This is a genomic window from Zhongshania aliphaticivorans, from assembly GCF_902705855.1.
Classification (GTDB): Bacteria; Pseudomonadota; Gammaproteobacteria; order Pseudomonadales; family Spongiibacteraceae; genus Spongiibacter; species Spongiibacter aliphaticivorans_B.
On record NZ_CACSIJ010000014.1, the window covers coordinates 67,398 to 92,506 of the forward strand.

A 25,109-nucleotide genomic window follows, 5' to 3' on the forward strand; every position below is an offset into this window, starting at 1 on the left:
ACTCTCGTAAATGTTAACGCGTTGACCAAATTTTCAATTCTTGTTGCTCGCTAATCCATAGCGTGCAAGTAATACAGCGTTCAGCAGCATAACGGCTAGATATGCCAGAAATAAGACAAATACCTGCAATGGCTGAACTAATGCAAACGTTGCTGCAAATAACAGCACGGTTGTCACAAATTTTCCTGATTCACCTCGGTAAAAAGACCGGGCTACTTCGCGTGCGAATGCCGCGCCAGCGTAACGAAATACTTGGCGCGCGAAATAAGCATTCGGCACAACGGAAATCATTCCCCCGATGACTGTGGAATAGGCCGCGACCTTATCCAGGGGAAACAGTATGACACTGGCAAGTAGTACTAGAGCGCATTGAAAACCGTATATTTTCAGAAGCGGCGGTCTAAATATCTTATGAACAGCTCGCGGGCTTTTCCGCTTTTCCTCTGCTGTCATAGTGCCACCGCTGTGCCAAATATGGCCAATGTCGTGCTCGTACTGCTTGTCCAAAAAACGGGGCGAATTATAGGGGCAAAGTGGCTAATGTTCAACCAATTTAAGTGCTTATGACACTTATGTCATATATTCACCAAATCTATTTATATCCCTACAATCAGTGATTTATCGATCTTGAGCTTACCTATTATTTCTAAAAGCACCACATAATGTGGCCTTTTGTTCAACTGTACACAAAATAAGCTATTTTATGTGATTCAAAATGCCGTCGAGTTCATCTAGGTTGGTGTACTTGATGGTGAGAGTGCCCCGGCCCTTCGCACTGTGCTGAATTGAAACTGGTGATCCTAGACGCTCTGACAGGCTTTCTTGTAATTGTTTTATATCGGGATCAAGTGGCAAAGATTTTTTTGTTTTATCTTGTAGCTTCTCTTCAGCCAAGCGGCGAACTAGCGCCTCGGTCTGTCGTACCGACAATCCCTTGCTAACAACCATCGACGCTGCTGCGGATTGTTGTTCTTGAGCAACGCCAAGTAACGCGCGAGCATGGCCCATTTCAATATCGCCATTTTCTAACAGCTTTTGGACTTCTTCTCGCAACCCTGTCAGTCGTAGTAAATTGGTTATGGTGGTACGTGATTTCCCAACTAACTGCGCGATTTCGGCATGAGTTAGCTCAAATTCTTTTTGCAAACGCACCATGGCCAAAGCTTCTTCCATGGGGTTGAGGTCTTCACGTTGTAGATTTTCGATCAGCGCCATCGCCGCGGCAGCTTCGTCCGCCACGTCGCGAATCAAGGCTGGTACTGAGTCTAAACCCGCTAGTTGTGAGGCGCGCCAGCGACGTTCACCGGCAATAATTTCGTAACGGCCACCTTCGATGGGGCGAACCACTATCGGTTGCATAATACCTTGTGAACGGATGGAGTTTGCCAACTCTTCCAAGGCTTCTGGCTGCATATCGCGGCGTGGCTGGTAACGACCACGCTGCATAAATTCAATGGGTAAATTGCGTAAGGTTCCATCGGCCGCCGGTGCTGCAGATTCAGGCTGAGCGGCATTATCATCACTCGGCGTAATATCAACATTCGCTGACTCGGGGCTTATTGATACTGGTGTGGCCGAGGCCCCAAGCAGTGCATCTAGCCCGCGACCCAATCCTCTTTTTTTAACCATGAATATGTTCAGCCTGTGTGTTTGCGCTAACATCAGTAGCCGCTTCCGTTGTCGCCGCTCGGCGTAACACTTCACCGGCTAATGCCAAATAGGCCAAGGCGCCCTTAGATTGCTTATCATAAAATAAAATGGGTAACCCATGGCTAGGCGCTTCGGCTAACCGGACATTACGCGGAATGACGGTACTGTAAACCTTATTGCCAAAATGACGACGTAATTCATCCGTCACCTGGTTGGTCAGACTATTGCGACCGTCGTACATCGTACGCAATATTCCCTTAATTTCTAGGGTCGGGTTTATCAATTGTTTAACGCGATTGACGGTGTTGATGAGAGCGCTCAAGCCTTCCAAGGCATAGTACTCACACTGCATTGGAATAATGACACCGTTAGACGCGGCTAGGGCATTCACTGTAAGCATGTTCAGTGAAGGCGGGCAATCGATGAGTACATAGTCGTATTGATTAGCAATGACTGCTAGCGCTTCTCGGAGACGGAATTCACGGCCAATCTCGTTAATTAATTCAACTTCTGCAGCGGTGAGATCTTGATTCGACGGTAACACCGAAAAACCACACTCGGGCGCTTCAACAATGCACTCTGTTATTGGCTTACTGGCAACGAGGACATCGTATACAGAATACTCAAGACTGCTTTTATCGATTCCGCAGCCCATCGTGGCGTTGCCTTGGGGATCAAGATCAACTAATAAAATACGGCGCTTGGTTGCTGCCAACGACGCGGCCAAATTTACGCTAGTCGTCGTTTTGCCGACACCACCTTTCTGATTGGTAATTGCGTAGACCTTGGCCACTGGATTTTCCTTAAGTTTTACTTTGAAGCCAATGGATTAGCGACGGGCAAGCACCAATAGATGCCTCTCTTCGTCTACATTTGGCACCGACAACGAGTAAGAGTGCTCGACGATAAAGTGTTTTGGAAGCTGACTCAACTCTGTATCAGGAAAAACACCTTTCATGGCGTAAAGTTTACCGTCTGGAGCGAGGTGTTTTTCGCAACCGTTAACCATATCTAGCAAGGACGCAAATGCCCGTGACAAAATACCGTCATAGGCTTCATCAGGTGCAAAGTGCTCTACACGCTCGGTGTGAATACTGATATTTTCCAGTTTAAGCTGCAGGCGAGCCTCTATCAAAAACCGGGTTTTTTTGCCGTTGCTATCCAATAACGAAAACTGTTTGTCAGGAAACAGGATAGCCAAAGGAATACCCGGTAAACCCGCCCCAGTGCCCACATCTAAGTAGCGCTTGGCCAAAATATAGGGCGCAATGCTCAAGCTATCTAGCAGGTGTTTACTCACCATTGCCGCTGGATCACGAATCGCGGTGAGATTATACGCGCGATTCCATTTTTGCAGTAAATTCAGGTAATCGATCAATAAGTCGCATTGCTGATCGCTAACCGCTAAATTTAGTGTTGATATTCCCTTCAGCAACCGCTGTTTAATGCCATCCACTCAGGCTGATTTCCTGTCTAGCAATCCGCGTTTTTTCAAGTAAATCAACAACAAGGACACCGCAGCAGGGGTAACTCCCGATATTCTAGACGCTTGCGCCAAGGTCTGCGGACGGGTATTCCCTAGCTTCTGTTTCACTTCATTCGACAAACCTTCAATCACGGTATAATCGAAATCTATAGGCAATCGGGTGTCCTCATGACGACGCAAACGGTCGATTTCCTCTTGCTGTCGATCAATATAGCCGGCGTACTTAACCCCAATTTCAATTTGCTCACTTACTTGTTCACAGACTTCGCTTTCAGGGCTAGCCACTAGCGCAGCGATATCGGCGTATTTCAATTCTGGTCGTTTAAGCAGTTCTAACAAATTGTATTCATGACTTAGCGGCTTCTCTATTTTTGCATTCAATGCATTCGCAGCATCACTACCTGGCTGCACCCAAAAAGACGCTAAGCGCGCGCGTTCACGCTCTATATTTTCACATTTCTCGGTGAACGCGGCCCAGCGAGTATCATCAACCAAACCGAGTTCGCGGCCTTTTTCCGTTAAGCGTAAATCGGCATTATCTTCACGCAGTAATAAACGGTATTCAGCTCGCGACGTAAACATGCGATAGGGTTCGCGAGTCCCCATGGTAATTAAGTCGTCAACCAATACGCCGATATACGCTTCGTCCCGACGCGGACACCACGCTTCTTTGCCTTGGGCTTGTAAGGCAGCGTTAGCTCCAGCTAATAAACCTTGCGCCGCAGCTTCTTCATAACCAGTAGTACCATTAATTTGACCAGCGAAAAACAAGCCCGCAATAAATTTGGTTTCTAGTGAGTATTTTAGGTCTCTCGGTTCAAAATAATCATACTCAATAGCGTAGCCCGGACGAGTCATATGGGCATTTTCAAAGCCTTTGATCGAACGAATTAAATTGAGCTGAACATCAAATGGCAAGCTCGTTGATATGCCATTTGGATAGAGTTCATGGGTGTTTAAGCCTTCTGGCTCGATAAATACTTGGTGAGAGTTCTTATCGGCAAAACGATGTACTTTGTCTTCGATCGAGGGGCAATACCGAGGGCCAATACCTTCAATAACCCCTGTATACATGGGTGAACGATCTAAACCTCCACGAATAATGTCGTGGGTTTTTTCATTGGTATGGGTAATCCAGCAGCATACTTGCTCAGGATGCTGTTGTTGATTACCTAAATACGACATAACCGGTCTGGGAGTGTCTCCCCATTGTGCTTCTAGACCATCAAAATTTACGGTTTTCGCGTCAATTCGTGGTGGTGTTCCCGTTTTAAGGCGATCTACGCGGAAGGGTAATTCTCGTAAGCGTAGTGCTAAAGCAAGTGATGGCGGATCACCGGCACGGCCACCACTATGGTTATCTAAACCAATATGGATTTTTCCACCAAGGAAGGTACCTGCGGTTAAAACCACCGTTTTAGCAAAAAAACGGAGACCAATATTAGTTACAACCCCCCGAACTTGGTCATTTTCAACGATTAAGTCGTCAACGGCCTGTTGAAAAATTGCGAGATTTTCTTGGTTTTCTAAAATTGTGCGTATTGCAGCTTTATAAAGTATGCGGTCTGCCTGTGCCCTAGTTGCTCTTACAGCAGGGCCTTTGCGAGCATTTAGTACTCGAAATTGGATACCACCAAGATCGGTGGCTTTTGCCATAGCGCCACCTAAAGCATCAATCTCTTTAACAAGATGGCTTTTTCCAATACCGCCAATAGCTGGGTTACAGGACATTTGTCCCAGCGTTTCAATATTGTGAGTGAGTAATAACGTCGCACAACCCATTCGTGCTGCAGCGAGTGCGGCTTCCGTACCGGCGTGNCCACCACCAATAACAATTACATCGTAGCTTTGCGGATAATCCACGAAACACCTGAGAATGAGTTTGAATGAAGACGCGAAATTATACGTGGATCTAAGCTTGCTGCAATGAATTGGTGAAATTTTAATCAAGTATGTTTAGTTAATAATGTATATACATATGTATTCTTAATATCTTATTTCTTTATTTTAAATATAGTTATTAAGGTAAGCTATTTTGTTAATAACTATGCTAAGTTGTTGATTTATATGTTTTTATAGTAATGATAACTAGGCGTTTTATCCACAAATATGGTGTCAGAATCATGCGGACCACCTGTGGGTGAAATGTGGATAAGTTTGAGTTTTATTTTGGCTTGTGGGTAAGCATGCTAATTATGGGTACTTATCCACCTCTTTAATGCATGTTGTCCCGCGATGTTTGGCTTAACCAATAGTTTACTTTTTCATTTAACGTGGGAATTGATACAGGTTTACTTAGAAAGTCGTTCATACCAACAGCAAAGCAACGGTCTTTATCTTCCTGAACGTTGTTGGCAGTTAAGGCAATAATGGGAATAGAGGCTAACTCAGCTTGTTGACGTATCTGTTTACATGCTTCGTATCCATCCATCATCGGCATTTGCAGGTCCATTAAAATAAGGTCGACGGACTGGTGCTGTAATACGCTTAGGCATTCCTCTCCATTGTTACTGGTAATTACGTCCATACCCCATCGCTTGATAATATTGGCAACGAGCATTTGATTAATAGGGTTGTCTTCTACAATAAGAATCTTTTTGCCAACAAGAGAGCTTGGTGGGAGATCATGTGTCGGTTCCCTAAGTAGCGATTTGTACTGGCATACCCAGCTAATGGTGAATTGGCTACCTTTATTTATTTCGCTTGTCATCTGAATAGTCGCATCCATTAGTTCGCAAAGTCGTTTAACAATGGCAAGGCCTAGTCCTGATCCGCCATAGCGGCGTTGATTTGAGCCGTCTGCTTGATAAAAACTGTCGAACACAATCTTGTGATTAGATTCGTCGATACCTATTCCAGTGTCAGTTACAGTGAGTGTTATCTGTTGTTGGCGTTGATTTATTGTTTTGCCCTGTAAAGCAATAGAGATACTTCCATCATGTGTGAATTTCACTGCATTGGAGGCGAGGTTAAGGATAATTTGTCGTATGCGGGTATCATCGCCATAAATTTCAATCTTATTTAGTTCAGGGACGATGAAGTAATTAAACTCTACGTGCTTCTTCCTCGCTTCGTAGGCCAATGGAGTAAGTAAGTTGTCAAACAAGGTAGAGGGAGAGAAAAGCCGCCTATCAAGTTTTAAATCACCTTTTTCTATTTTTGAGAAATCCAAAATATTATTGACTATATTCAGTAGATGTTCGCTGGAACTTTTAGCTATATCAATGTAAGTGTTCTGCTCCTGATTTAACTCGGTAGTTGAGAGTAGTTGAAGCATCCCTAGTGCCCCGTTCATCGGCGTTCTTAACTCGTGGGTCATGGTTGCTAAAAATAAACTTTTTGCATTATTTGCAGCATCTGCTTCAGTTTTTGCAATTTCCAGTTGCGCTAATTTATTAGTAAGTTCAAGTTGATGTACTTCTAAGCTTTTTGTCATTTCATTAATATGACTTTGTAGCTCACCTAATTCCCCTTCGCCTTGCACGATCAGTCTGCTGCCCAAATTTCCTGCAGCAATATTCTTTGTAAAATTATTTATTTCTGCGAGAGGTTTCGATAATCGACGACTTATCACCCAAGCTAAAATAATACAGACAAATATCGATATAGCGCCGATGGCACAGGAGACGAGGATAATTTTCCGTTGGAGTTTAGAGAGCTGCTCAGTCGATCTTTCAATACTAACTTTTCCAATAATAGTCGGAGCGTCATAACTGTAATCAGTATCACCCGTTACAGAGTCATTTATCTCAATGTTACTTTGGTAGATAGGTACGGTTAGTGATTTAACTAACTCTTTATTGTTTTTACTAGATTTAAGATGTGACTGATTTCCAGTAAGTGAATTTACTATTGTTATTGCCGTAATATCTTTTGATAATGCTGATCGCATAATGTCAAATAGTTGAGATTCGTTATCACTAATAATTGCCAATTCGCTTGAAGCTGCAATATTTTCGGCAATTCTTGTTGCTACTTCTAGCTGGCTTAGAGATGCATCGTTCAACCGAGTTACAAGTGAGTACGTAAATAGAGAAAAAAATAATATTAGTGCAGGAGATATCCCCGCAATAAGTATTTGTTGAAATAGAGTATTCTTTCGAAATCTAGTTAACATACTATTCGAACTCATCTTTTAGGATGTGGTTTTTCAACTCTTCTTCTTTGGGAATACTAAGTCCGAGAGATTCGGCGACACTATAATTAATTTTTACATTAAAACTGTTTGGATACTGAGACGGAGGCAATTCTTTAGTTTTTATGTAGCTGTTTACCATTGACACTATGTCTATTACATATTGGTCTGGTGTGCTTAATACCGTTCCTAAGGCACCAGCGAGCACAAACCCTTCGTTAGGTCCAATAACGAGAGTCTGGTGTCGATAACTACTAAGTAAAATAGACCTTATCGTTTTCGAGTTATAAATATCATTCTCTGATGTGCTAAGTAAAACATCATTTTTTTGAATTATTTTATTAATATCTCTAACTAAGTTGGTCTCGCCTATTTTCTTAGTATGAATGGATAGAGATTGGAAGTTTTTGGAGATATTTTCTAAGGCACTTTCGTAGTATATATCTTTGTATACGATACCAAGCTGAGTCGGTTTGTTCTCAAATATTGCTTTGATAAGTGAAAGTTGCCGGGATATTGGCTGGTCTGAATAAAGGGTTGAAGTGTTGCTTATATGAGATTTTCGAAATTCATTTGAATTTACGTATAGAGCAAATTTTGCTTTATAGTTTTCGTTGTTAAGTAATGGCAGTAATTTTTCTGAGACGATAATGAGAATGTCGCCTCTGTTTTCGTCGTCTGGCAAAATATTCGTATAAGAGTGAACAGAAAAATGGGGGTTGTTCGTTATTTTGGCTGATAAGGAATCAAGTGAGACATTTTTTGCAGGTAAGACTAGATCGACGATTATCTTTTCATCGCTACTAGCCAACGTTGATGTTAATAGTAACGTTGTTATGAGTATTCCATAAAATAGTTTTATCAAGAGGCTATTCCCTGACTCTTGTGGGCACTAGTACTTAAAATTTACTCCAATAAACTGACGAAGCTTATTACGGTATATATTATCGCTTAAGAGCTCGCTATCATCATCGTGTCGGTATTGGCCTGAATATGAAAATTCAATTTCATTGTTTTGGAATTTTATGGCCTTTGATATTCTAATATCACTTCGAGAAAATTTATTCTGTGATGTACCTATTGCTCTAGCATAGTATTGAGCTAAAGAAATTTGAATGTTTTCGTTGGTACGATAGCTTATTAAAGCGCTCGCTGAATTTTTTGGCGTAAAACTCTCTTCTGTACTTTTTGTAAAAGGCATAGTGCTATTACTATAGGCCTTACTTTTTATATAAGCATAGCTACCATGTATTAGCCATTTATGATTTGGCCGATAGTCTACTTCGGTTTCTATTCCTGATAATTTTAAATTACCATTGTTAACGGGATTAAATTTTTCAAGTGATAATGAATTTGATATTAGCTTATCTAATTGGTCGTAAAATATTTTTACATCCCATTGCAGATGATATTGACTGAAATTTCCGTAGTACCCAATTTCCCTTGATTCTATTTTTTCAGGTTTGACATTTGGGTTTCCTTCGGCACTTTGGATAAGTACGCCTGTCGTTTGGCCGTCCGCTGCAGGTCGTACATTACGGCCGGTGTAAGTCCAGTTTGCTGAAGTTTCTAGTAAGTCTGGAGTACGTATTGCTTCGGAGTAGATTGCTCTGAGGCTATGGTTTTTATTGATGTGGTAGTGGGTAGAAATACGTGGAGAGAAATTTTTACCAATATCTTGTTCATATTCGTATGATCCACCAGTATTAATTGTAAATTTTTCGGCTATTTTTTTTTCAATATTAAAATATATTTGATAATTATTACTTGTTAACGTAGTTCCGTAATAGGTTTCTGAAGATGCTCTGGATTTTTTAAGATGTACACCAGCTACTGATCGTAAACTTTTATTCCAAATAGAGGTGTCTTGTATGTCTATATCTTGACGGGTAGCGCGTAAATCTTCATTAGCGTCGACTAGTACAAGTGGTGATGGATTATTATTTAGTCCGGTAAGATAAGGTGGTATTTCTACTGTCCATCTGCGTATTTGTTTCTGCGACGAAAAGTTATATCTAAGTGCTAACTGATGTGTATCTGATATTTCTTTTTCAATTTTTGATGACAAATAGTAATCATCAGTTTTTGTATTGGGTGGCGTCACATCGATATCGGAATAGTCATCGGTAACCTCACCGGTTTTGTATCCTAGGCCAAGGCTAATAGTGTAGTGATTAGTATGTGTTTCGTATCTACTATTAAAGAGTTGACTAGTTTTACTATCTAAACGTTCATTACCATGCTTGTCGATATCGAAGCCATCATCGTGAATACTGGCAAGCGTAATACGATAGGTTCCATTTAGAAATTCGTCCGCGTAACTTACTCGGTAGTTTTCGGTGTTTTCTGTTCCACTTAGAACATTGGCCTCATATTTATTTATGTCTGTTGGATGGCGTGTAATTATATTAATGACGCCTAAAAAAGCATTGGCACCGTAACTTGCACTTGAAGGCCCGCGTACAACCTCGATGCGCTCGATGTCTTGTATGGTGATTGGGATATCATTCCAATCAACCGTGGCTAAACCAGACTGATATACCGATCGTCCGTCTATTAGTACCTGCATTCGGCGGGAGTCACGATAGTTTGTACCGTGATAACTGACTACATAATTCCAACCGTCTCGGGCACCGACGGAGGTTCCTGGGATAAGTCGAAATAGTTCGGGTATTTCTTTTAGACCAGAAGCGGTAATCATATCGCGGTCTATTACGCTAACGCTTGCAGGAACTTCACTGCGATTTTGTTTCAGTTTTGCTGGTGTTAATACCACAGGAAGATCGTCGGTATTCCATATATTTGCTTGCAGCTGTGACGTTAATATTAATGAGGCTGCGGAGAGAATAAAACCGCGAACTAGGAAGTGTTGGTGCATCAGCAATCCTTCGGAACGATAGAACGACTTTAAGTGTAGCCTTTTACTATGAGTTTTTCGCTATTGAAGCTGTGTACACAGGGAAATTTATTTTCCAATACAAAAGCTAGAAAAAATGCGCCCAAGTAAGTCGTCTGAGCTGAACTCGCCGGTAATTTCGGCGAGGGCATTTTGCGCCAGTCGTAGCTCTTCGGCTAATAGCTCACCGGCGTTATAATTAAGGAGTTGTTGTTCGCCGTTCAGGATGTGGTCACGTCCGTGTGTTAGTGCGTCAATATGGCGTCGTCGTGCTATAAATGGCGTATCGCCATCATTGTAACCAACGCATGATTTTAAGTGTTCTCTGAGCGTATCTATGCCTTGGTTTTGTTTAGCAGAAATGTAAACGCGACTTATGTCGTCATTTTGTAAACCTGCTTTTTGACCTGTTAAATCACATTTATTATAGATTAAGGATAATTTCTTCTGTTGAACAAATATTTCAAATTCCGGCGGTATAGTGGGTTCATGGTTTGTTGTATTCTTACTATCTATTACGAGCAGCACTCGATCGGCTTGGCTTATTTCTGACCATGCGCGTTTAATACCTTCTAATTCTACGAGGTCGTCGCTGTCTCTTAACCCTGCGGTGTCGACAATATGTAGAGGCATTCCATCTATGAGAATGTTTTCTCTAAGGACGTCTCTTGTGGTTCCCGCTATATCAGTAACAATTGCGGACTCTCGACCAGCCAAGGCATTTAGCAAACTTGATTTTCCCGCATTAGGTTTCCCCGCGATGACAACGGTCATTCCTTCACGCAATATACTGCCTTGCTTTGCTGAGCTAAATACAGATTCAAGATGGTGTTTTATTTTTTGTAAGTCTGTGGCTACTCGTCCATCGCTAATAAAATCTATTTCTTCTTCTGGAAAATCAATTGCGGCCTCTACGTAAATTCGTAGCATGGTAATGGCTTCTACCAAAGCATTGATCTCTTTGCTAAACGCGCCTTCAAGTGAGCGCATGGCTTGCCTAGCGGCTTGCTCAGATGCGCTATCAATAAGATCTGCTATTGCTTCTGCTTGAGCTAAGTCTATTTTATTATTTAAAAAAGCACGCTCAGAAAATTCACCAGGCCGTGCCATTCTAGCGCCCTGGTTAATCACTGCACGTAATAAGCAATCTAAGATAACAGGGCCACCGTGGCCTTGAAGTTCTAGAACGTCTTCGCCAGTAAACGAGTTTGGCCCAGGGAAGAACAGTGCAATACCTTGGTCTATAGTCGCGCTGCCGTTAGCGGTAGTTTCTTGGAAGTTGCCGTAGTGGGCGTAGCGCGGAGTTAGGTTTTCTACGGCTAACATGGTGCGTGCTATTTCTTGGCACTTAGGCCCAGATATTCGCACAATACCAACACCACCTTTTCCAGGTGGTGTGGCAATTGCGGCAATGGTATCCGTAGAATATGCCATTGTAGATTAGCGGGTAGGTAAACCGCTTTTTTCTATTCGCTTAGTAATTATGTATTGCTGGATGATAGATAGGGTGTTGTTCACCACCCAGTACAGTACTAACCCGGCGGGGAAAAATAGGAAGAAGAAAGTGAATACAATTGGCATCCATTGCATTATTTTTGCTTGCATTGGGTCTGGTGGCGGCGGGTTTAAACGTTGTTGAATAAACATCGACAGACCCATTACTAACGGGAGTACAAAATACGGGTCCATTGCAGATAAATCATGTATCCACAGCATGAATGGCGCGTGGCGCAGTTCAATACTTTCCATTAATACCCAGTAAAGAGAAATAAACACCGGCATTTGAACGACCATTGGTAGGCATCCACCGAGAGGATTTATTTTTTCTTTTTTGTATAACTCCATCATCGCTTGAGACTGCTTTTGGCGGTCGTCAGCATAGCGCTCTTTAATCTCAGCAAGTTTTGGCTGGAATTTGCGCATATTCGCCATAGAGGTGAATGCTTTTTGATTTAGTTTGAAGAATGCCGCTTTAACTAAAATGGTGACACCGATAATTGCGAACCCCCAGTTGCCCAATACGGAGTGTATTTTGGTAAGTAGCCAAAATAAAGGTTGGGCAATCCACCATAGCCAGCCGTAGTCGACGGTTAGCTCTAAGCCTGGTGAAATTTCTTGTAGGCTGTATTGATCTTTTGGGCCGGTGTAAAAATCAGCACTAATTTTTCCCTGACTTTTCGGCGCGATGGTTACGGCAGCGCTAGTAACACGGGCAATATTCATATCTTGCTTGGTAACGATGGTGCTCAGTTCGTTTACGCTGTCTACTGGTGGAACCCAGGCACTTACGAAGTAATGTTGAACTACGCCGATCCAGCCACCGTTAACGCTGGCTTTGATGGGTTTGTCCTGCATTTTGCTAAAAGTTGTTTTCTTGTATAGGTCTTCGTTAGTGGCGTATGCCACACCAATAAAGGGCTTCATGGCGAACATGCCGCCTTTGTCGTTTACACTCGGATCTGCGCTATTGCCGCGTTTAAGTTGGCCAAAAAAGCTCGCCTGAAAGGGCGCATCGCTTTGGTTGTCGATTAAATATTCAACATTAATTAGGTATTGGCCGCGACTTAATTTGAAGCGTTTAATAATCGTGACGGCATCACTGTATTGAAAATGTAAATCTACATTTAGGCTGTCTGATGCTTCGTTTAAAGTGTATTCGGCGCTTGTGGCTGAAAAATATGGTCGACCCTTTGACGTGTCTGTAGCATTGCTGCCGATTAAGCCGCTTTGGGCTATATAGTGTCGTACATCATTGTTTTCTAGAATAACAAAGGGGTCGTCGGATTCTAAGCTGCTAGTGTATGCAGGCAAGCCTGCGTATACGATATCACCACCCAGTAAATCTATTTTTAAATCTAGCACATCTGTTTGAACGTTAATGTATTTGGCATTGGTCGTTGTCGGCGCGTTGATGGTATTAATATCATCGTTACGCACTATCGCTGGAAACTCTCCGTCGTCGCTTGTTGTGGGTGCCGCACCGGCATTGTTACTTACAACGGGGGTTACCGGATTTGATACATCATATTTCTGCCACTCCACTAACAACATAAGGGATAGTGCAGCGACGGCGGCGATAAGAAGATAGCGCTGAAAATCAATCATTGCTTGAATGCCTTGATAGGGTGAGTTCGGTTGGATGACAGTGGCAGGATGGTACAGGATCGTAGCCCCCGTCGTTAAGGGGGTGACATTTGCAAATGCGTTTTATGCTAAGCCAGCTTCCACGTAGTGAACCGTGTTTTTGTAAGGCTTCAACAGCATAACTAGAACAACTGGGATAAAAACGGCAATGCGGAGCCATCAGCGGACTGATAAACAGGCGGTAAAAGCGGATGCAGGCAATAAGCAAGCGCTGCATATTAACTAGCCCTCTTGCTGACGAAAGCGTTTTTCAGCTCGTTTCTCTAATTGGTACCAAAGCTGATTACAGATTTCATGGAGTTGCTTATTATCGATATCGCCTAATCCACGTCGCGCTAATACGATGATATCAATACCTTGCAGCTTATGGTTATTTAACCTAAACGTTTCTCTTATAACGCGTTTTACACGATTACGTTGAACAGAGAGCCGCACGTTTTTCTTTGCGATAACCAAACCTAGTCGAGCCCGGCCTAGTTTGTTTATGCGTGCTAAAAATAGTAGTTCAGCAGTAGAAACTTTCAGACGTGATTCGTCGAATACCGCTTGGTATTCGCTGGCATTTAATAGGCGTAGAGATTTATCAAAGTGAAAATCCACCGTTATGCCAGCATACCTTTATTGCTTAACGCTGATTAAGCAGATAGTACTGCACGACCTTTAGCGCGGCGGCGGTTAATCAGTTTGCGACCGTTTTTAGTTGCCATACGGGCGCGGAAGCCGTGGTTACGTGCTTTTTTAAGATTACTTGGTTGGAATGTTCTTTTGCTCATGATCTCGTCCGTAATAATAAATTAGCCAGCGGGTCGNCCCACTGGCACTGCCGAGCATAAATTGCCGAGACAGTGAAAAATCGGATCGCGAATTTTAGTGGACATTAGACCTAATAGCAATGATTTGCAGGTTTTAGTTAGATGTTTCCATTCGTATAACTAACGCACCGCTAAATCACAGTTTACCCATAACTTATCCACAGGTTTTTATTGGTGTTATCAAGGTGTGCGTTACTTGAGAGTAACTTGTGGCGTCTTATTTTTATAATCTTATAGTGTTGAATATAAAGGAATTTTTTGAATAAGCTTGATATAAATTGTTTTTGAATTTTGTGGATAAGTGTTCTGTTGGCGAGTAGAATAAGTCGCCTACTACAATAATACTTGCGGGTCCCTTCTTAGTGAGTACTCCGCCAGTTATGTCTTAATATTTACCAAATATGGAGAATAGTGTTGTCGGACGCCACGTGGCAGAAATGTATTGCGCATTTGCAGGACGAATTGCCCACTCAACAGTTTAATACTTGGATTAGGCCGCTTCGGGTTGAACTTGTAGATGATTTAATTCGTCTGTGTGCGCCAAACCGTTTTGTTCGTGATTGGGTAAGTGATCGCTTCTATTCACGCATTGTTGAGCTGGTTGCAGAATTATCTCCACCTGGCGTTAAGGTGCATGTTGAGCTTGGTATTTCGGAGCGTCAGGCCGGTGGCGGCGGTGCAAGTGGCGGCGTGCAACCTCAGTCTAGAGTTTTAAACACCAGCACGCAGACATCTAGTTTAGCTACTGGTAGTACTAGAATTATTACACCGAACAATACGGGACACAGCCATCGCGTTGCGCAGGAGCCCCCGGTTGCGTCATCGTCAATTGGCTCGCAGTTTATCTCTGGTCATCGTCAAGTTGAAGTAGAGGGAGGCATTCGGCATCAAAGCTCCTTAATGGAATCTTATACCTTTGATACGTTTGTTGAAGGTAAGTCTAACCAGTTAGCGCGTGCAGCGGCGAGCCAGGTCGCAAGTAATCCTGGTCGGGGATACAACCCATTATTTCTTTACGGTGGTGTTGGCCTTGGTAAAACCCATTTAATGCATGCGGTAGGCAATGCACTGATGCAGCAAAATCCTAATGCAAAAGTAGTTTATTTGCATTCTGAACGCTTTGTTGCCGATATGGTAAAGGCATTGCAGTTAAATGCGATTAACGAGTTTAAACGGTATTACCGCTCGGTTGATGCGCTGTTAATTGACGATATTCAGTTTTTCTCCGGTAAAGATCGTTCTCAAGAAGAGTTTTTCCATACATTTAACGCCCTTCTTGAGGGGGGGCAACAAATGATCCTTACCTGCGATAGATATCCTAAAGAAATCAAGGGCTTAGAGGAGCGGTTGAAGTCTAGATTTGGCTGGGGTTTGACGGTAGCGGTAGAACCGCCGGAGCTTGAAACGCGAGTAGCAATTTTGCTGAAAAAAGCAGAGCAAGAAAAAGCTACCCTTCCCTCTGATGCGGCGTTTTTTATCGCGCAGCGTGTACGCTCAAATGTCCGAGAGTTAGAGGGTGTATTAAAGAGAGTAATTGCCAGTTCGCGTTTTATGGCAAAGCCTATTGATATTCCATTGATTAAGGAATCCTTAAAGGATTTGCTGGCCTTACAAGATAAGCAGGTAAGTTTGGATAATATTCAGCGTACTGTGGCTGAATACTACAAGATTAAAATCGCTGATCTTATGTCTAAGCGCCGCAGTCGATCCGTGGCGCGTCCGCGTCAAGTTGCCATGGCATTGTCGAAAGAGTTGACCAATCATAGTTTGCCCGAAATTGGCGAAGGCTTTGGTGGTCGAGATCACACTACCGTGCTTCATGCTTGTCGAAAAATCAAAGAATTACGCGAAAGTGACGGTGATATACGAGAAGATTACCAAAATTTGATCAGACTACTGACAAGCTGATGTTTTAGTCGTGCTTTATATAATAAAGTAAGCCTTACCACTACCCAATTGAATTGATACTTAAAAGAACAGGAACCGGAAGCATGAAATTTTCGATTTCGCGGGAAGCGTTAATTAAGCCCTTGAACCTTGTAGCGGGTGTTGTTGAAAGAAGACAAACCCTGCCGATACTGGCGAATGTGCAGCTTGTTTTAAATGAGCAGGAATTGGCGCTGACAGGAACGGATTTAGAGGTAGAGCTAATAGGTCGGGTTCATTTAGATGATGAATCTGGCGTGTCCGGAGAGATAACAATTCCTGCGCGGAAGTTGGTTGATATTTGTAAGGCTTTACCAGAAGGCTCAAATATTAATTTTCAGCTAGATGATCAAAAATTGATTCTTAAATCTGGCCGTAGCCGTTTTCAGCTATCTACTCTTCCGGCGAATGATTTTCCAAGCGTAGAGCAAGCGAAAGGCGGACAGTCATTTATTTTAAAACAAGGTGATTTGAAGCGGCTGATCGAGCGAACTAGCTTTGCCATGGCGCAACAAGATGTGCGTTACTACCTTAATGGCATGTTATTTGAAGTGACCAATGGCCAATTGCGGGTCGTGGCTACAGATGGACACAGGCTTGCGATGGCAACCTTTCAGGGTGACATCCAGGTTGATCAGGTAGCGCAGGTTATTGTGCCCAGAAAGGGTGTTGTTGAGCTTGCGCGCTTATTGATGAATGAAGATCAAGATGCAGAGGTTATTGTTGGCGGCAACCACATTCGGGTTGTGACTGCTGACTTTACGTTCACCTCCAAGCTTATTGACGGTAAATTCCCAGATTACGAGCGCGTATTGCCGCGTAATAGTACAAAAGTCGTTCTCGGTTCCCGGGCAGATCTTAAGCAAGCATTTGCTCGCACAGCAATATTATCGAACGAAAAGTATCGCGGGATTCGTATGCTTTTGACTAGCGGGGAGTTGCGTATTGTGGCCAATAACCCTGAACAGGAAGAGGCAGAGGAAACTGTTGCGGTAGAGTATCAGGGTGATAGTCTCGAAATCGGTTTTAATGTTAGCTATTTGCTGGATGTGCTTTCTGCTATCAACGGCGAGTCTGCTAAATTTTCTCTTTCTGATTCGAATAGTTCAGCATTGATTGAGGAGGCTGAGGCGGATGGTGGTAATTGCCAATACGTCGTCATGCCGATGCGCCTGTAGATTTGATCGCGCGGTTGACTGCCAAGGTTGCTGATCGCGCGTTACTGCCCTCTCCTCTCCTAGTCATTATTTCCCGTATGTATAATACACCCTCCTTCTTACTCCGCATCATTTACCAAGAAAATGTATCGCCTCGCTTTACAGATTTTCGGAGGCTGTGTTGCAACTAGAAAAAATCAGCATATATAACTTTAGAAATTTGCGGCATGTTTCTTTAGAGGGTTTGAGTGGGTTTAACTTTATCCATGGAATTAACGGGAGTGGAAAAACCAGCATCCTCGAAGCGATCCACACCTTAGCCCTTACCCGGTCGTTCCGATCGCGTAAAGTTGATGGCGTTATATCCTATGGATGTGATGACCTAACGGTTAGGGGGGAGCTGGTTTCATCGGATATGAAAAGCAATCCGAGCTCGGTTATTGGTGTTCGGCGCCCGAAAAAAGGCCCCGTACTCGTTAAAGTTAATGGTGAAAAGTTGTTAACTGCTGGGCAGTTGGCAGGGGTCTTACCGGTTCAAGTTATTAATCCTGCTAGCTTCGAGCTTTTAGAAGGCTCCCCCAGTGTTCGGCGGCAGTATTTAGACTGGGGTGTGTTCCACGTGAAACATTCCGGTTTTTTTGAATATTGGCCTCGATATAGGAAGGCGCTTCAGCAGCGTAATTCCTTGCTCAGACGTGGTAATATAGATGCTACGGTACTTGCGCCGTGGGATCGAGAGTTGGCGGCCATGGGTGTGCTGATACACGAATCGCGACAAAAGCATTTCGACCTACTGTCTTCAGCATTTAACTTAATATATGGTCGATTACTGTCCGCGCTTGATGTGGTTGATTCAACAGATGCTCCGCCACTTACGATGGCGATGACGGCGGGTTGGAGAGATGATGAGCTAAGTCTGGCGGATTCATTAAAGAAAAATTTGGCTAGCGACCTTCGCTCGGGCTTCACCAAGAGTGGCCCGCATCGAGCGGATATCGATTTGCGGGTTGGGCGAAACCCCGCAGGCGAAGTGCTTTCGCGAGGCCAGATTAAAACGGTTGTTTGTGCGCTTAAGTTGGCTCAATCAAAAGTATTGTTAGATCAGGGTGTCTCAACAGTGTTTTTAATTGACGATTTGGCAGCGGAGTTAGACGAGCGTCGATGCGAAGTGGTTTTTAAGGAGCTGGTCGCATTGAATGTACAGGTTTTTGCTAGTTCCGTGCGACGTACGGACTTAAATGATGATTGGTGTTTGGGTAAAACACTTAAAAGGTTTCACGTGGAACATGGCTTAGTGAGTGAGTGCTAGGCTTGGTTAGGTTGTTGGGCTTCGGTGTAAAGCGTAGTAGAGAGTAGAGTCTGTGCCCATTTAGTATTGGGTAAGGGTTTAGGCAGTAATTGTGCTGCAAAATATAATATAAGTCAGTTGCCCTTTTTGGGGCGTAGAGGTTAGGTAAAAATGACAGAAGATAGAGCTTACGATTCCTCAAGTATTAAGGTGCTGAAGGGCTTAGACGCCGTTCGAAAAAGACCGGGTATGTATATTGGTGATACTGATGATGGCTCAGGACTGCATCACATGGTATTTGAGGTTGTAGATAACTCTATAGATGAAGCCTTGGCGGGTCATTGCAACAAAATTCAGATCATTATTCATGCTGATGAGTCCGTGTCGGTGACAGACGATGGTCGAGGTATTCCGACGGAAATGCATGAAGAGGGTGTCACTGCTGCCGAAGTTATCATGACGGTTCTTCATGCCGGAGGTAAGTTCGACGACAATACCTATAAAGTGTCTGGAGGCCTGCACGGTGTGGGTGTTTCGGTCGTAAATGCTTTGTCAGAAGAGCTGCAGCTCACAATTCGACGCGGTGGTATTGTTCATGAGCAAATATATAAGCATGGTGTTCCGCAGTCGCCATTAAAAGTAATTGGTGATACTGAGCGCTCAGGAACGGAAATTCGCTTCAAGCCGTCGGCAGAAACCTTTACCAATATTGAGTTCCACTTTGATATCTTGGCTAAAAGAATCCGTGAGTTAGCGTTCTTGAACTCGGGGATTAATATTGAATTAATTGATGAGCGAGATGGTAAGAAGGAAAGTTTTTGTTACGAAGGTGGCTTGAGCGCATTTGTTGAATATTTAAACACCAACAAAACACCGGTTAATAAGGTTTTTCACTTTACCACTGAGAGTGAAGGTGTGGTCGTTGAGGTTGCCTTGCAGTGGAATGATGGTTTCCAAGAGAACCTCTACTGTTTTACAAATAACATTCCGCAGCGCGATGGCGGCACACATCTGGCCGGTTTTCGGGCGGGTTTAACCCGTAACTTAAATACCTATATAGAGCGTGAAGGTTTGGCGAAAAAAGCCAAAATAGCTACAACAGGAGATGATGCCCGTGAAGGTCTTACTGCTGTTGTTTCTGTTAAGGTTCCTGACCCAAAATTCTCTTCACAAACGAAAGATAAATTGGTTTCAAGCGAAGTGAAAACGATTGTCGAGCAAGCAATGACGGCCAAATTTGGTGATTTCCTGATGGAAAGCCCAGCCGAAGCCAAGCAAATTGTACAGAAAATGCTAGATGCAGCACGTGCCCGTGAAGCGGCGCGGAAGGCACGAGAAATGACTCGTCGTAAGGGCGCGCTAGATATTGCGGGCTTGCCAGGGAAGTTGGCGGATTGCCAAGAGAAAGACCCTGCCCTTTCGGAAATTTACCTAGTCGAGGGTGATTCGGCGGGTGGCTCGGCTAAGCAAGGTCGAGATCGTCGAACCCAGGCCATTTTGCCGCTAAAGGGTAAGATTCTGAATGTTGAAAAGGCACGGTTCGACAAAATGATATCATCGGTCGAGGTCGGCACAATTGTGACGGCGCTTGGCTGCGGTATTGGTAAGGACGAATTCAACGTCGAAAAGCTCCGTTACCACAGCATCATTATCATGACGGATGCGGATGTCGATGGATCGCATATTCGTACCCTACTACTGACATTCTTCTTCAGACAAATGCCTGAGTTAATTGAGAACGGCCATATATTTATTGCGCAACCGCCACTATATAAAATTGGTCGTGGCAAGCAGCACCAGTATTTGAAGGACGAGCCCGCACTGGCGAATTACCTCACGCAATCAGCATTAGACGGTGCAGCACTATATGTTAATCCTGATGCGGCTCCTATCGGTGGCGCTGGATTAGAAGAGCTAATTATTCAATATCGTCGTGTCGATAGTATTATTACGCGATTGTCTCGTCTCTACCCTTCCGGCGTGCTGCGTGAATTAACGTATATGCCAGTCTTAAATGCAGATGAGCTTGCGGATAAATCGGTCGTTGCGAAATGGGCTGAAAAGTTGGCTGAGGTGACTATTGAGCTAGAGCAGCGCGATGCCCAGCATCGTTATGATGTCCGCGTAGTTGAAGACCCTGAGCTGCACATATTCTTACCCGCTATTGATATTGTCTCCCACGGAGTGAGTGATCACTATCAGTTTGGGCGTGATTTCTTCAAGTCTGCAGATTATCAAGCGATCGTATCTTTAGGTCAGAGTTTGCAAGGACTGCTTGAGGATGGCGCCTATATTAAGCGTGGTGAACGGACTCAAGAAGTTAGCGACTTCTCCGAAGTCATTACTTGGCTTATGCAGCAGGCAGAGCGTGGGTTTAATGTACAGCGCTATAAAGGTCTGGGTGAAATGAATCCAGAACAGCTTTGGGAAACCACGATGGACCCTGAAGCGCGCCGCATGTTGAGGGTGACGATTGAAGATGCCGTTGCCGCGGATCAAATATTCACGACACTAATGGGTGATCACGTTGAGCCGCGTCGTGAGTTTATCGAAACTAATGCGCTTAAGGTTGCCAATCTCGATATCTAAATCGTAATTGGGTCTTTCCTTCTATTTTGGAGCTATTGGCGACTCCCGTAGCTCCAAGCTTTACCAAAAGACTCGAACTGAGTTCACGCGTTCCTATAAAGTAGTAAAGGAACCCCCCGCCACTTCGTTTATTGGATTAGCTCACACTGGGCTTCGATCCAGTTTTCTACTTCTAGAGTTAGCTCTCGGCTTTCTCTACCTTCGGTTTGTATCGGTTCACCAATAACCAAGATTACGGTGCCTGGTTTAATATGGAGCCCTTTCGCGGGCCATAATTTTCCGCCATTGTGAGCAATGGGCAGCACAGCTACCCCTGCTTCAATCGCCATTCCAGAGCCACTGCGGGCATACCTGCCGCGCTTTCCGACAGGTGTACGGGTTCCCTCTGGAAATATAAGCACGTTGTAGTTGTTTTTAAGTCGTGAAAGCCCCTGCTCCATTGTTTGTCGCATGGCCGCTCGCGGATTACTACGATCAATTCCAATAGCGTTCATCATTCTTAGAGCCCAGCCGAAAAAGGGAATGTTAAATAGCTCCCGTTTTACCACCGTTGCAACAGGGAATAAAAACCACTGAAGATAAAAAGTTTCCCACTGACTTTGGTGCTTCGCCATCGCCACATAGGGGAGATCCGTAGGTAATGAGCCGCGAATCTCGGTTTTTACACCACAGCAAACACGCAGCAAGAAAATAATAGCTGCATTTCCAAGAACAAAATAGCGACCCCGAATATGGAAGGGCAAAAAAGACGTAAACAACAGCCCCGTGGTGCTTATAAACACGGTGATTAAAGCGTAGCCAGTGAAAAAAAGCATAGAGCGTATTGTTAAAATGCTATTTGCCATCAGTTCCATTTGGAGTCTCGTTTACTTCTTGCGCTAGCCTTGTGGCTAGCGAAGATTAGCCATTACATATCTTTACTTGCCGGATTAGGCGAAGGGATACCTAAAATTACTTGCCTACAACTAACAAGGAAATATCCGCGACCTCTAAAAACAGTCCCTGCAATTGTTTGAGAAGGGATTGGCGATTACGTCGCAGCGCCTCATCGTCGGCATTGACCATGACTTGATCAAAAAAAGCATCAACGCTTGATTGCAAACGGGCGAGAGATTTTAAGCCGCCCTCATAATCAGCTTTGGCAAATAGCGGCGCGACCTTTTCTTGCTGTTCTACTAGCTGCGCAGCTAGTGCGACTTCGGCAGGCTCCTGCAATAAATCGGTATTGACTGTGTCTGCGATGCTTCCTTCTACCTTAGCTAGAATGTTTGATACGCGTTTATTTGCAGCTGCAAGCGCCGCCGCTTCCGGTAACTGGTTAAAGGCCTGCACGGCTTTAATGCGGTGATCTATATCCAGTGGCGCGCTAAGTTGTTTTGCGCTTACTGACAAGAATACCTCAGCAGAAATACCCTGATCTTCGTAGCCAGCACGCAGCCGGTCGATAATGTAATTAAGTACGGTGTTTTTGAGCTTGTTGTCGCTAGCGAATTGCTGGTGCTTGCTGATTGCTAGCGCGACTAATTCGCCAAGGTCTAGAGTTAATTGTTTTTCAACAATAATTCGCAATACACCAAGAGAGGCGCGGCGTAAGGCGAAGGGATCTTTTGATCCGGTAGGAATCTGGCCTATCCCGAAAATGCCGGTGATGGTATCTAAACGATCTGCCAGTGCGACGATGGTGCCGGTAAGCGATGTGGGTAAGCCATCGCCTGCAAAACGCGGCATATATTGCTCGTTCATGGCGAGGGCGACGCCGTTTGCTTCACCATCATTTTGTGCGTAGTAATACCCTGCTATACCCTGCATGTCGTCGAACTCTAATACCATCTCGGTAACGAGGTCGCTTTTAGAAAGTTCGGCGGCGCGTTTTGCTTCGGAAGTATTCGCGTTAAGTAATTTTGCGATGTCTTCACTTAATTCAGCAACACGGCAGGTTTTATCATAGATGGTGCCGAGTTTGTCTTGAAAAACTATGGTGCGCAATTTCTCACGGCGCTGTTCAAGACTTGTTTTACAATCTGTTTCAAAAAAGAAAGCGGCGTCGCTAAGGCGAGGTCGAATAACGCGCTCGTTTCCATCGACAACCTTCTGCGGGTCGCGACTTTCAATATTAGACACCGTAATAAAATACGGCATAAGTTTGTTGTTAGAATCCACAACATGAAAATACTTTTGATGTTCTTTCATTGACGAAATTAAGGCTTCTGCCGGCACTTTTAGAAAGCGCTCTTCAAAGCTACCGGCAAGAGCGACGGGCCACTCTACCAAAGAGCTAACCTCATTAAGTAGGTCGTTACTAATAACGGTTTGGCCGCCTAGTGTTTTCCCGATGTTAGTAATTTGTTCGCGAATAATATCTTGCCTAGTTTTATAATCGGCAATAACTTTTCCTTGGTCTTTTAGGACGGATTCGTAGCTGCTAGCAGACGCAATTTGTAATTCCTTATTGCAATGAAAGCGATGGCCACGAGTGACATTAGATGAGGTTAAGCCAAAGATATTTTCTTGGAAATTTTCGTCGCCAAAAATAATGGTGAGCCACTGTATAGGTCTAACGAACTCGGTACGAGATGCACCCCACCGCATTCTTTTTGCGATTGGTAATGCGTTCAATGCAATATCAATTATGCTGGCAATAACATTTTTGGTTTCTGCGCCCTTTGCATTGCTGCGGTAACAGAGTTTTTCTTGCTTACCGTCGTTGGCAATATGCTGACTTAAATCGTCGGCATTAATATTGTTCTTTTTCGCAAAAGCTAAAGCGGCGTTCGTTGCTTTACCAGCATCATCAAAGGCGACTTTAACTGGCGGCCCCCAATTTTCGAGCTCTTTGTCTGGTGCTGACTCCGCTAAGTCAGATACTAAAATAGCGAGTCGACGTGGCGTGGCAAAGCTTTTGGTCGTACTGAATTTTAAAGCTTGATCATTAAGCTGCGAGCTAATGCTAGCGCTGAAGGCTTCAGATAAGATCTTCAATGATTTTGGCGGTAGTTCTTCGGTGCCGATTTCGATGAGTAAATCGCGAGTGCTCGTCATTATTTGCTCTCCTTTGCGGCAGCGAATTCTTTACGTAAACTTTCTGGTGCCATAGGAAAGCCCAGTGCTTCGCGGGCATCGAAATAAGCCTGCGCAACCGCGCGGGCCAAGCTTCTAACGCGCAAAATAAAACGCTGGCGCTCAGTAACCGAAATTGCGTGGCGTGCATCGAGTAAATTAAATGCGTGGGACGCCTTCATAACCATTTCGTAGGCGGGCAGTGGCAGTCCCTTTGCTATGAGGCGTTCGCTTTCTGTTTCGCAGTGATCGAATTGCGCGAACAATTGGCTTACGTCGGCTTCTTCAAAATTAAAGTGAGACATTTCCACTTCATTTTGATGAAACACATCGCCGTAGGTAACCGCGCCCTGTGGGCCATTGGTCCAAACCAAGTCATAAATACTGTCTACGCCCTGTAGATACATGGCGATGCGCTCTAAACCGTAGGTGATTTCGCCGCTAACGGGATAGCACTCAAGGCCACCAACTTGCTGGAAGTAAGTGAACTGCGTGACTTCCATGCCGTTCAGCCAGACTTCCCAGCCTAGTCCCCACGCACCTAAGGTTGGCGACTCCCAGTTGTCTTCAACAAAGCGTATGTCATGTACTTCTGGGTCGATTCCAAGCATTTTCAAAGAATCTAAATACAGATCCTGAATATTGCTTGGCGATGGCTTCATGATTACTTGGAATTGATAGTAGTGCTGAAGACGATTTGGGTTGGTGCCGTAGCGACCGTCAGTGGGACGGCGGCATGGTTGCACGTAGGCAGCATTCCAAGTTTCTGGGCCGATGGCACGTAAGAACGTGGCTGGGTGGAAGGTGCCCGCACCGACCTCCATGTCCAAGGGTTGCAGTAGCACACAACCTTGCTCTGCCCAGTATTGTTGTAATGCTAAGATTAGCCCCTGAAAGGTGCTGACGTCTGCCTTACTCACGGTCTTCCCCACGAAATAAATAAAGAGGTGAATTATACAGATATGACAG

20 protein-coding genes are annotated in these 25,109 nt (G+C 44.1%); 4 read left to right on the forward strand and 16 right to left on the reverse strand.

Annotated features, from left to right (window positions below; genetic code table 11):
- Positions 1–33 precede the first annotated feature (33 nt).
- From GVJ32_RS12330 to rpmH, 13 genes are all read right to left on the reverse strand, one after another.
- Positions 34–453: an ATP synthase subunit I gene (locus tag GVJ32_RS12330; RefSeq protein WP_103685051.1), complete on the reverse strand. Its 420-nt coding sequence runs from the start codon at positions 451–453 to the stop codon at positions 34–36.
- Positions 454–696: 243 nt separating this feature from the next.
- Positions 697–1,629, reverse strand: coding sequence for a ParB/RepB/Spo0J family partition protein (locus GVJ32_RS12335; RefSeq protein ID WP_159240407.1), 933 nt, complete (start codon positions 1,627–1,629; stop codon positions 697–699).
- Complete coding sequence (locus tag GVJ32_RS12340; protein WP_159240408.1) at positions 1,622–2,443, reverse strand: ParA family protein; 822 nt, start codon at positions 2,441–2,443, stop codon at positions 1,622–1,624. The genes GVJ32_RS12335 and GVJ32_RS12340 overlap by 8 nt, the downstream gene beginning before the upstream one ends.
- 36 nt (positions 2,444–2,479) lie before the next feature.
- Positions 2,480–3,106 carry a 16S rRNA (guanine(527)-N(7))-methyltransferase RsmG gene (rsmG, locus tag GVJ32_RS12345; RefSeq protein WP_159240409.1) on the reverse strand — a complete coding sequence of 209 codons (627 nt, stop codon included), beginning with the start codon at positions 3,104–3,106 and terminating at the stop codon, positions 2,480–2,482.
- Positions 3,107–4,999 carry a tRNA uridine-5-carboxymethylaminomethyl(34) synthesis enzyme MnmG gene (gene mnmG, locus GVJ32_RS12350; RefSeq protein WP_159240410.1) on the reverse strand — a complete coding sequence of 631 codons (1,893 nt, stop codon included), beginning with the start codon at positions 4,997–4,999 and terminating at the stop codon, positions 3,107–3,109.
- Between the two features lie 352 nt (positions 5,000–5,351).
- Complete coding sequence (locus GVJ32_RS12355; RefSeq protein ID WP_159240411.1) at positions 5,352–7,253, reverse strand: response regulator; 1,902 nt, start codon at positions 7,251–7,253, stop codon at positions 5,352–5,354.
- A gap of 1 nt (position 7,254) precedes the next feature.
- Complete coding sequence (locus GVJ32_RS12360; protein ID WP_159240412.1) at positions 7,255–8,136, reverse strand: hypothetical protein; 882 nt, start codon at positions 8,134–8,136, stop codon at positions 7,255–7,257.
- A 27-nt stretch (positions 8,137–8,163) separates the two neighbouring features.
- The gene (locus GVJ32_RS12365; RefSeq protein ID WP_159240413.1) at positions 8,164–10,149 is read right to left on the reverse strand and encodes a TonB-dependent receptor plug domain-containing protein; all 1,986 of its coding nucleotides are present in this window, start codon (positions 10,147–10,149) and stop codon (positions 8,164–8,166) included.
- An 87-nt stretch (positions 10,150–10,236) separates the two neighbouring features.
- Positions 10,237–11,601: a tRNA uridine-5-carboxymethylaminomethyl(34) synthesis GTPase MnmE gene (gene mnmE, locus GVJ32_RS12370; protein WP_159240414.1), complete on the reverse strand. Its 1,365-nt coding sequence runs from the start codon at positions 11,599–11,601 to the stop codon at positions 10,237–10,239.
- 6 nt (positions 11,602–11,607) lie between these two features.
- Positions 11,608–13,272 (reverse strand): membrane protein insertase YidC, encoded by a 1,665-nt coding sequence (yidC, locus tag GVJ32_RS12375; RefSeq protein ID WP_159240415.1) that lies wholly within the window; start codon positions 13,270–13,272, stop codon positions 11,608–11,610.
- Complete coding sequence (yidD, locus tag GVJ32_RS12380) at positions 13,265–13,528, reverse strand: membrane protein insertion efficiency factor YidD (RefSeq protein WP_159240416.1); 264 nt, start codon at positions 13,526–13,528, stop codon at positions 13,265–13,267. Before yidD ends, yidC begins: the two co-directional genes overlap by 8 nt.
- 5 nt (positions 13,529–13,533) lie before the next feature.
- Positions 13,534–13,911: a ribonuclease P protein component gene (gene rnpA / locus GVJ32_RS12385; RefSeq protein ID WP_159240417.1), complete on the reverse strand. Its 378-nt coding sequence runs from the start codon at positions 13,909–13,911 to the stop codon at positions 13,534–13,536.
- Between the two features lie 35 nt (positions 13,912–13,946).
- Positions 13,947–14,084: a 50S ribosomal protein L34 gene (gene rpmH / locus GVJ32_RS12390; RefSeq protein WP_008253103.1), complete on the reverse strand. Its 138-nt coding sequence runs from the start codon at positions 14,082–14,084 to the stop codon at positions 13,947–13,949.
- Between the two features lie 453 nt (positions 14,085–14,537).
- Here rpmH and dnaA point away from each other — a divergent pair, with 453 nt between their 5' ends.
- The 4 genes from dnaA (at position 14,538) to gyrB (ending at position 21,083) form a co-directional block, all read left to right on the forward strand.
- Positions 14,538–16,031, forward strand: a complete 1,494-nt coding sequence (gene dnaA / locus GVJ32_RS12395) for a chromosomal replication initiator protein DnaA (RefSeq protein ID WP_159240418.1) — start codon at positions 14,538–14,540, stop codon at positions 16,029–16,031.
- Positions 16,032–16,114: 83 nt separating this feature from the next.
- Positions 16,115–17,227 carry a DNA polymerase III subunit beta gene (gene dnaN / locus GVJ32_RS12400; RefSeq protein WP_159240419.1) on the forward strand — a complete coding sequence of 371 codons (1,113 nt, stop codon included), beginning with the start codon at positions 16,115–16,117 and terminating at the stop codon, positions 17,225–17,227.
- Positions 17,228–17,384: 157 nt separating this feature from the next.
- Complete coding sequence (recF, locus tag GVJ32_RS12405; protein ID WP_235035127.1) at positions 17,385–18,515, forward strand: DNA replication/repair protein RecF; 1,131 nt, start codon at positions 17,385–17,387, stop codon at positions 18,513–18,515.
- 150 nt (positions 18,516–18,665) lie between these two features.
- A complete protein-coding gene (gene gyrB, locus GVJ32_RS12410; protein ID WP_159240421.1) occupies positions 18,666–21,083 on the forward strand; it encodes a DNA topoisomerase (ATP-hydrolyzing) subunit B in 2,418 nt (805 codons plus the stop codon).
- A 128-nt stretch (positions 21,084–21,211) separates the two neighbouring features.
- Here gyrB and GVJ32_RS12415 read toward each other — a convergent pair whose 3' ends face one another.
- From GVJ32_RS12415 to glyQ, 3 genes are all read right to left on the reverse strand, one after another.
- Positions 21,212–21,937 carry a lysophospholipid acyltransferase family protein gene (locus GVJ32_RS12415; protein WP_159240422.1) on the reverse strand — a complete coding sequence of 242 codons (726 nt, stop codon included), beginning with the start codon at positions 21,935–21,937 and terminating at the stop codon, positions 21,212–21,214.
- A 97-nt stretch (positions 21,938–22,034) separates the two neighbouring features.
- Positions 22,035–24,122 (reverse strand): glycine--tRNA ligase subunit beta, encoded by a 2,088-nt coding sequence (gene glyS / locus GVJ32_RS12420; protein ID WP_159240423.1) that lies wholly within the window; start codon positions 24,120–24,122, stop codon positions 22,035–22,037.
- A complete protein-coding gene (gene glyQ / locus GVJ32_RS12425; protein WP_159240424.1) occupies positions 24,122–25,060 on the reverse strand; it encodes a glycine--tRNA ligase subunit alpha in 939 nt (312 codons plus the stop codon). The genes glyS and glyQ overlap by 1 nt, the downstream gene beginning before the upstream one ends.
- Positions 25,061–25,109 lie beyond the last annotated feature (49 nt).

Bases quoted from the DNA above. Each gene is read 5' to 3' on its own strand.
- GVJ32_RS12330 (WP_103685051.1), bottom strand. From the start codon at position 453: ATGACAGCAGAGGAAAAGCGGAAAAGCCCGCGAGCTGTTCATAAGATA.
- GVJ32_RS12335 (WP_159240407.1), bottom strand. From the start codon at position 1,629: ATGGTTAAAAAAAGAGGATTGGGTCGCGGGCTAGATGCACTGCTTGGG.
- GVJ32_RS12355 (WP_159240411.1), bottom strand. From the start codon at position 7,253: ATGTTAACTAGATTTCGAAAGAATACTCTATTTCAACAAATACTTATT.
- GVJ32_RS12365 (WP_159240413.1), bottom strand. From the start codon at position 10,149: ATGCACCAACACTTCCTAGTTCGCGGTTTTATTCTCTCCGCAGCCTCA.
- mnmE (WP_159240414.1), bottom strand. From the start codon at position 11,601: ATGGCATATTCTACGGATACCATTGCCGCAATTGCCACACCACCTGGA.
- yidC (WP_159240415.1), bottom strand. From the start codon at position 13,272: ATGATTGATTTTCAGCGCTATCTTCTTATCGCCGCCGTCGCTGCACTA.
- yidD (WP_159240416.1), bottom strand. From the start codon at position 13,528: ATGCAGCGCTTGCTTATTGCCTGCATCCGCTTTTACCGCCTGTTTATC.
- rpmH (WP_008253103.1), bottom strand. From the start codon at position 14,084: ATGAGCAAAAGAACATTCCAACCAAGTAATCTTAAAAAAGCACGTAAC.
- dnaN (WP_159240419.1), top strand. From the start codon at position 16,115: ATGAAATTTTCGATTTCGCGGGAAGCGTTAATTAAGCCCTTGAACCTT.
- gyrB (WP_159240421.1), top strand. From the start codon at position 18,666: ATGACAGAAGATAGAGCTTACGATTCCTCAAGTATTAAGGTGCTGAAG.
- GVJ32_RS12415 (WP_159240422.1), bottom strand. From the start codon at position 21,937: ATGGAACTGATGGCAAATAGCATTTTAACAATACGCTCTATGCTTTTT.
- glyS (WP_159240423.1), bottom strand. From the start codon at position 24,122: ATGACGAGCACTCGCGATTTACTCATCGAAATCGGCACCGAAGAACTA.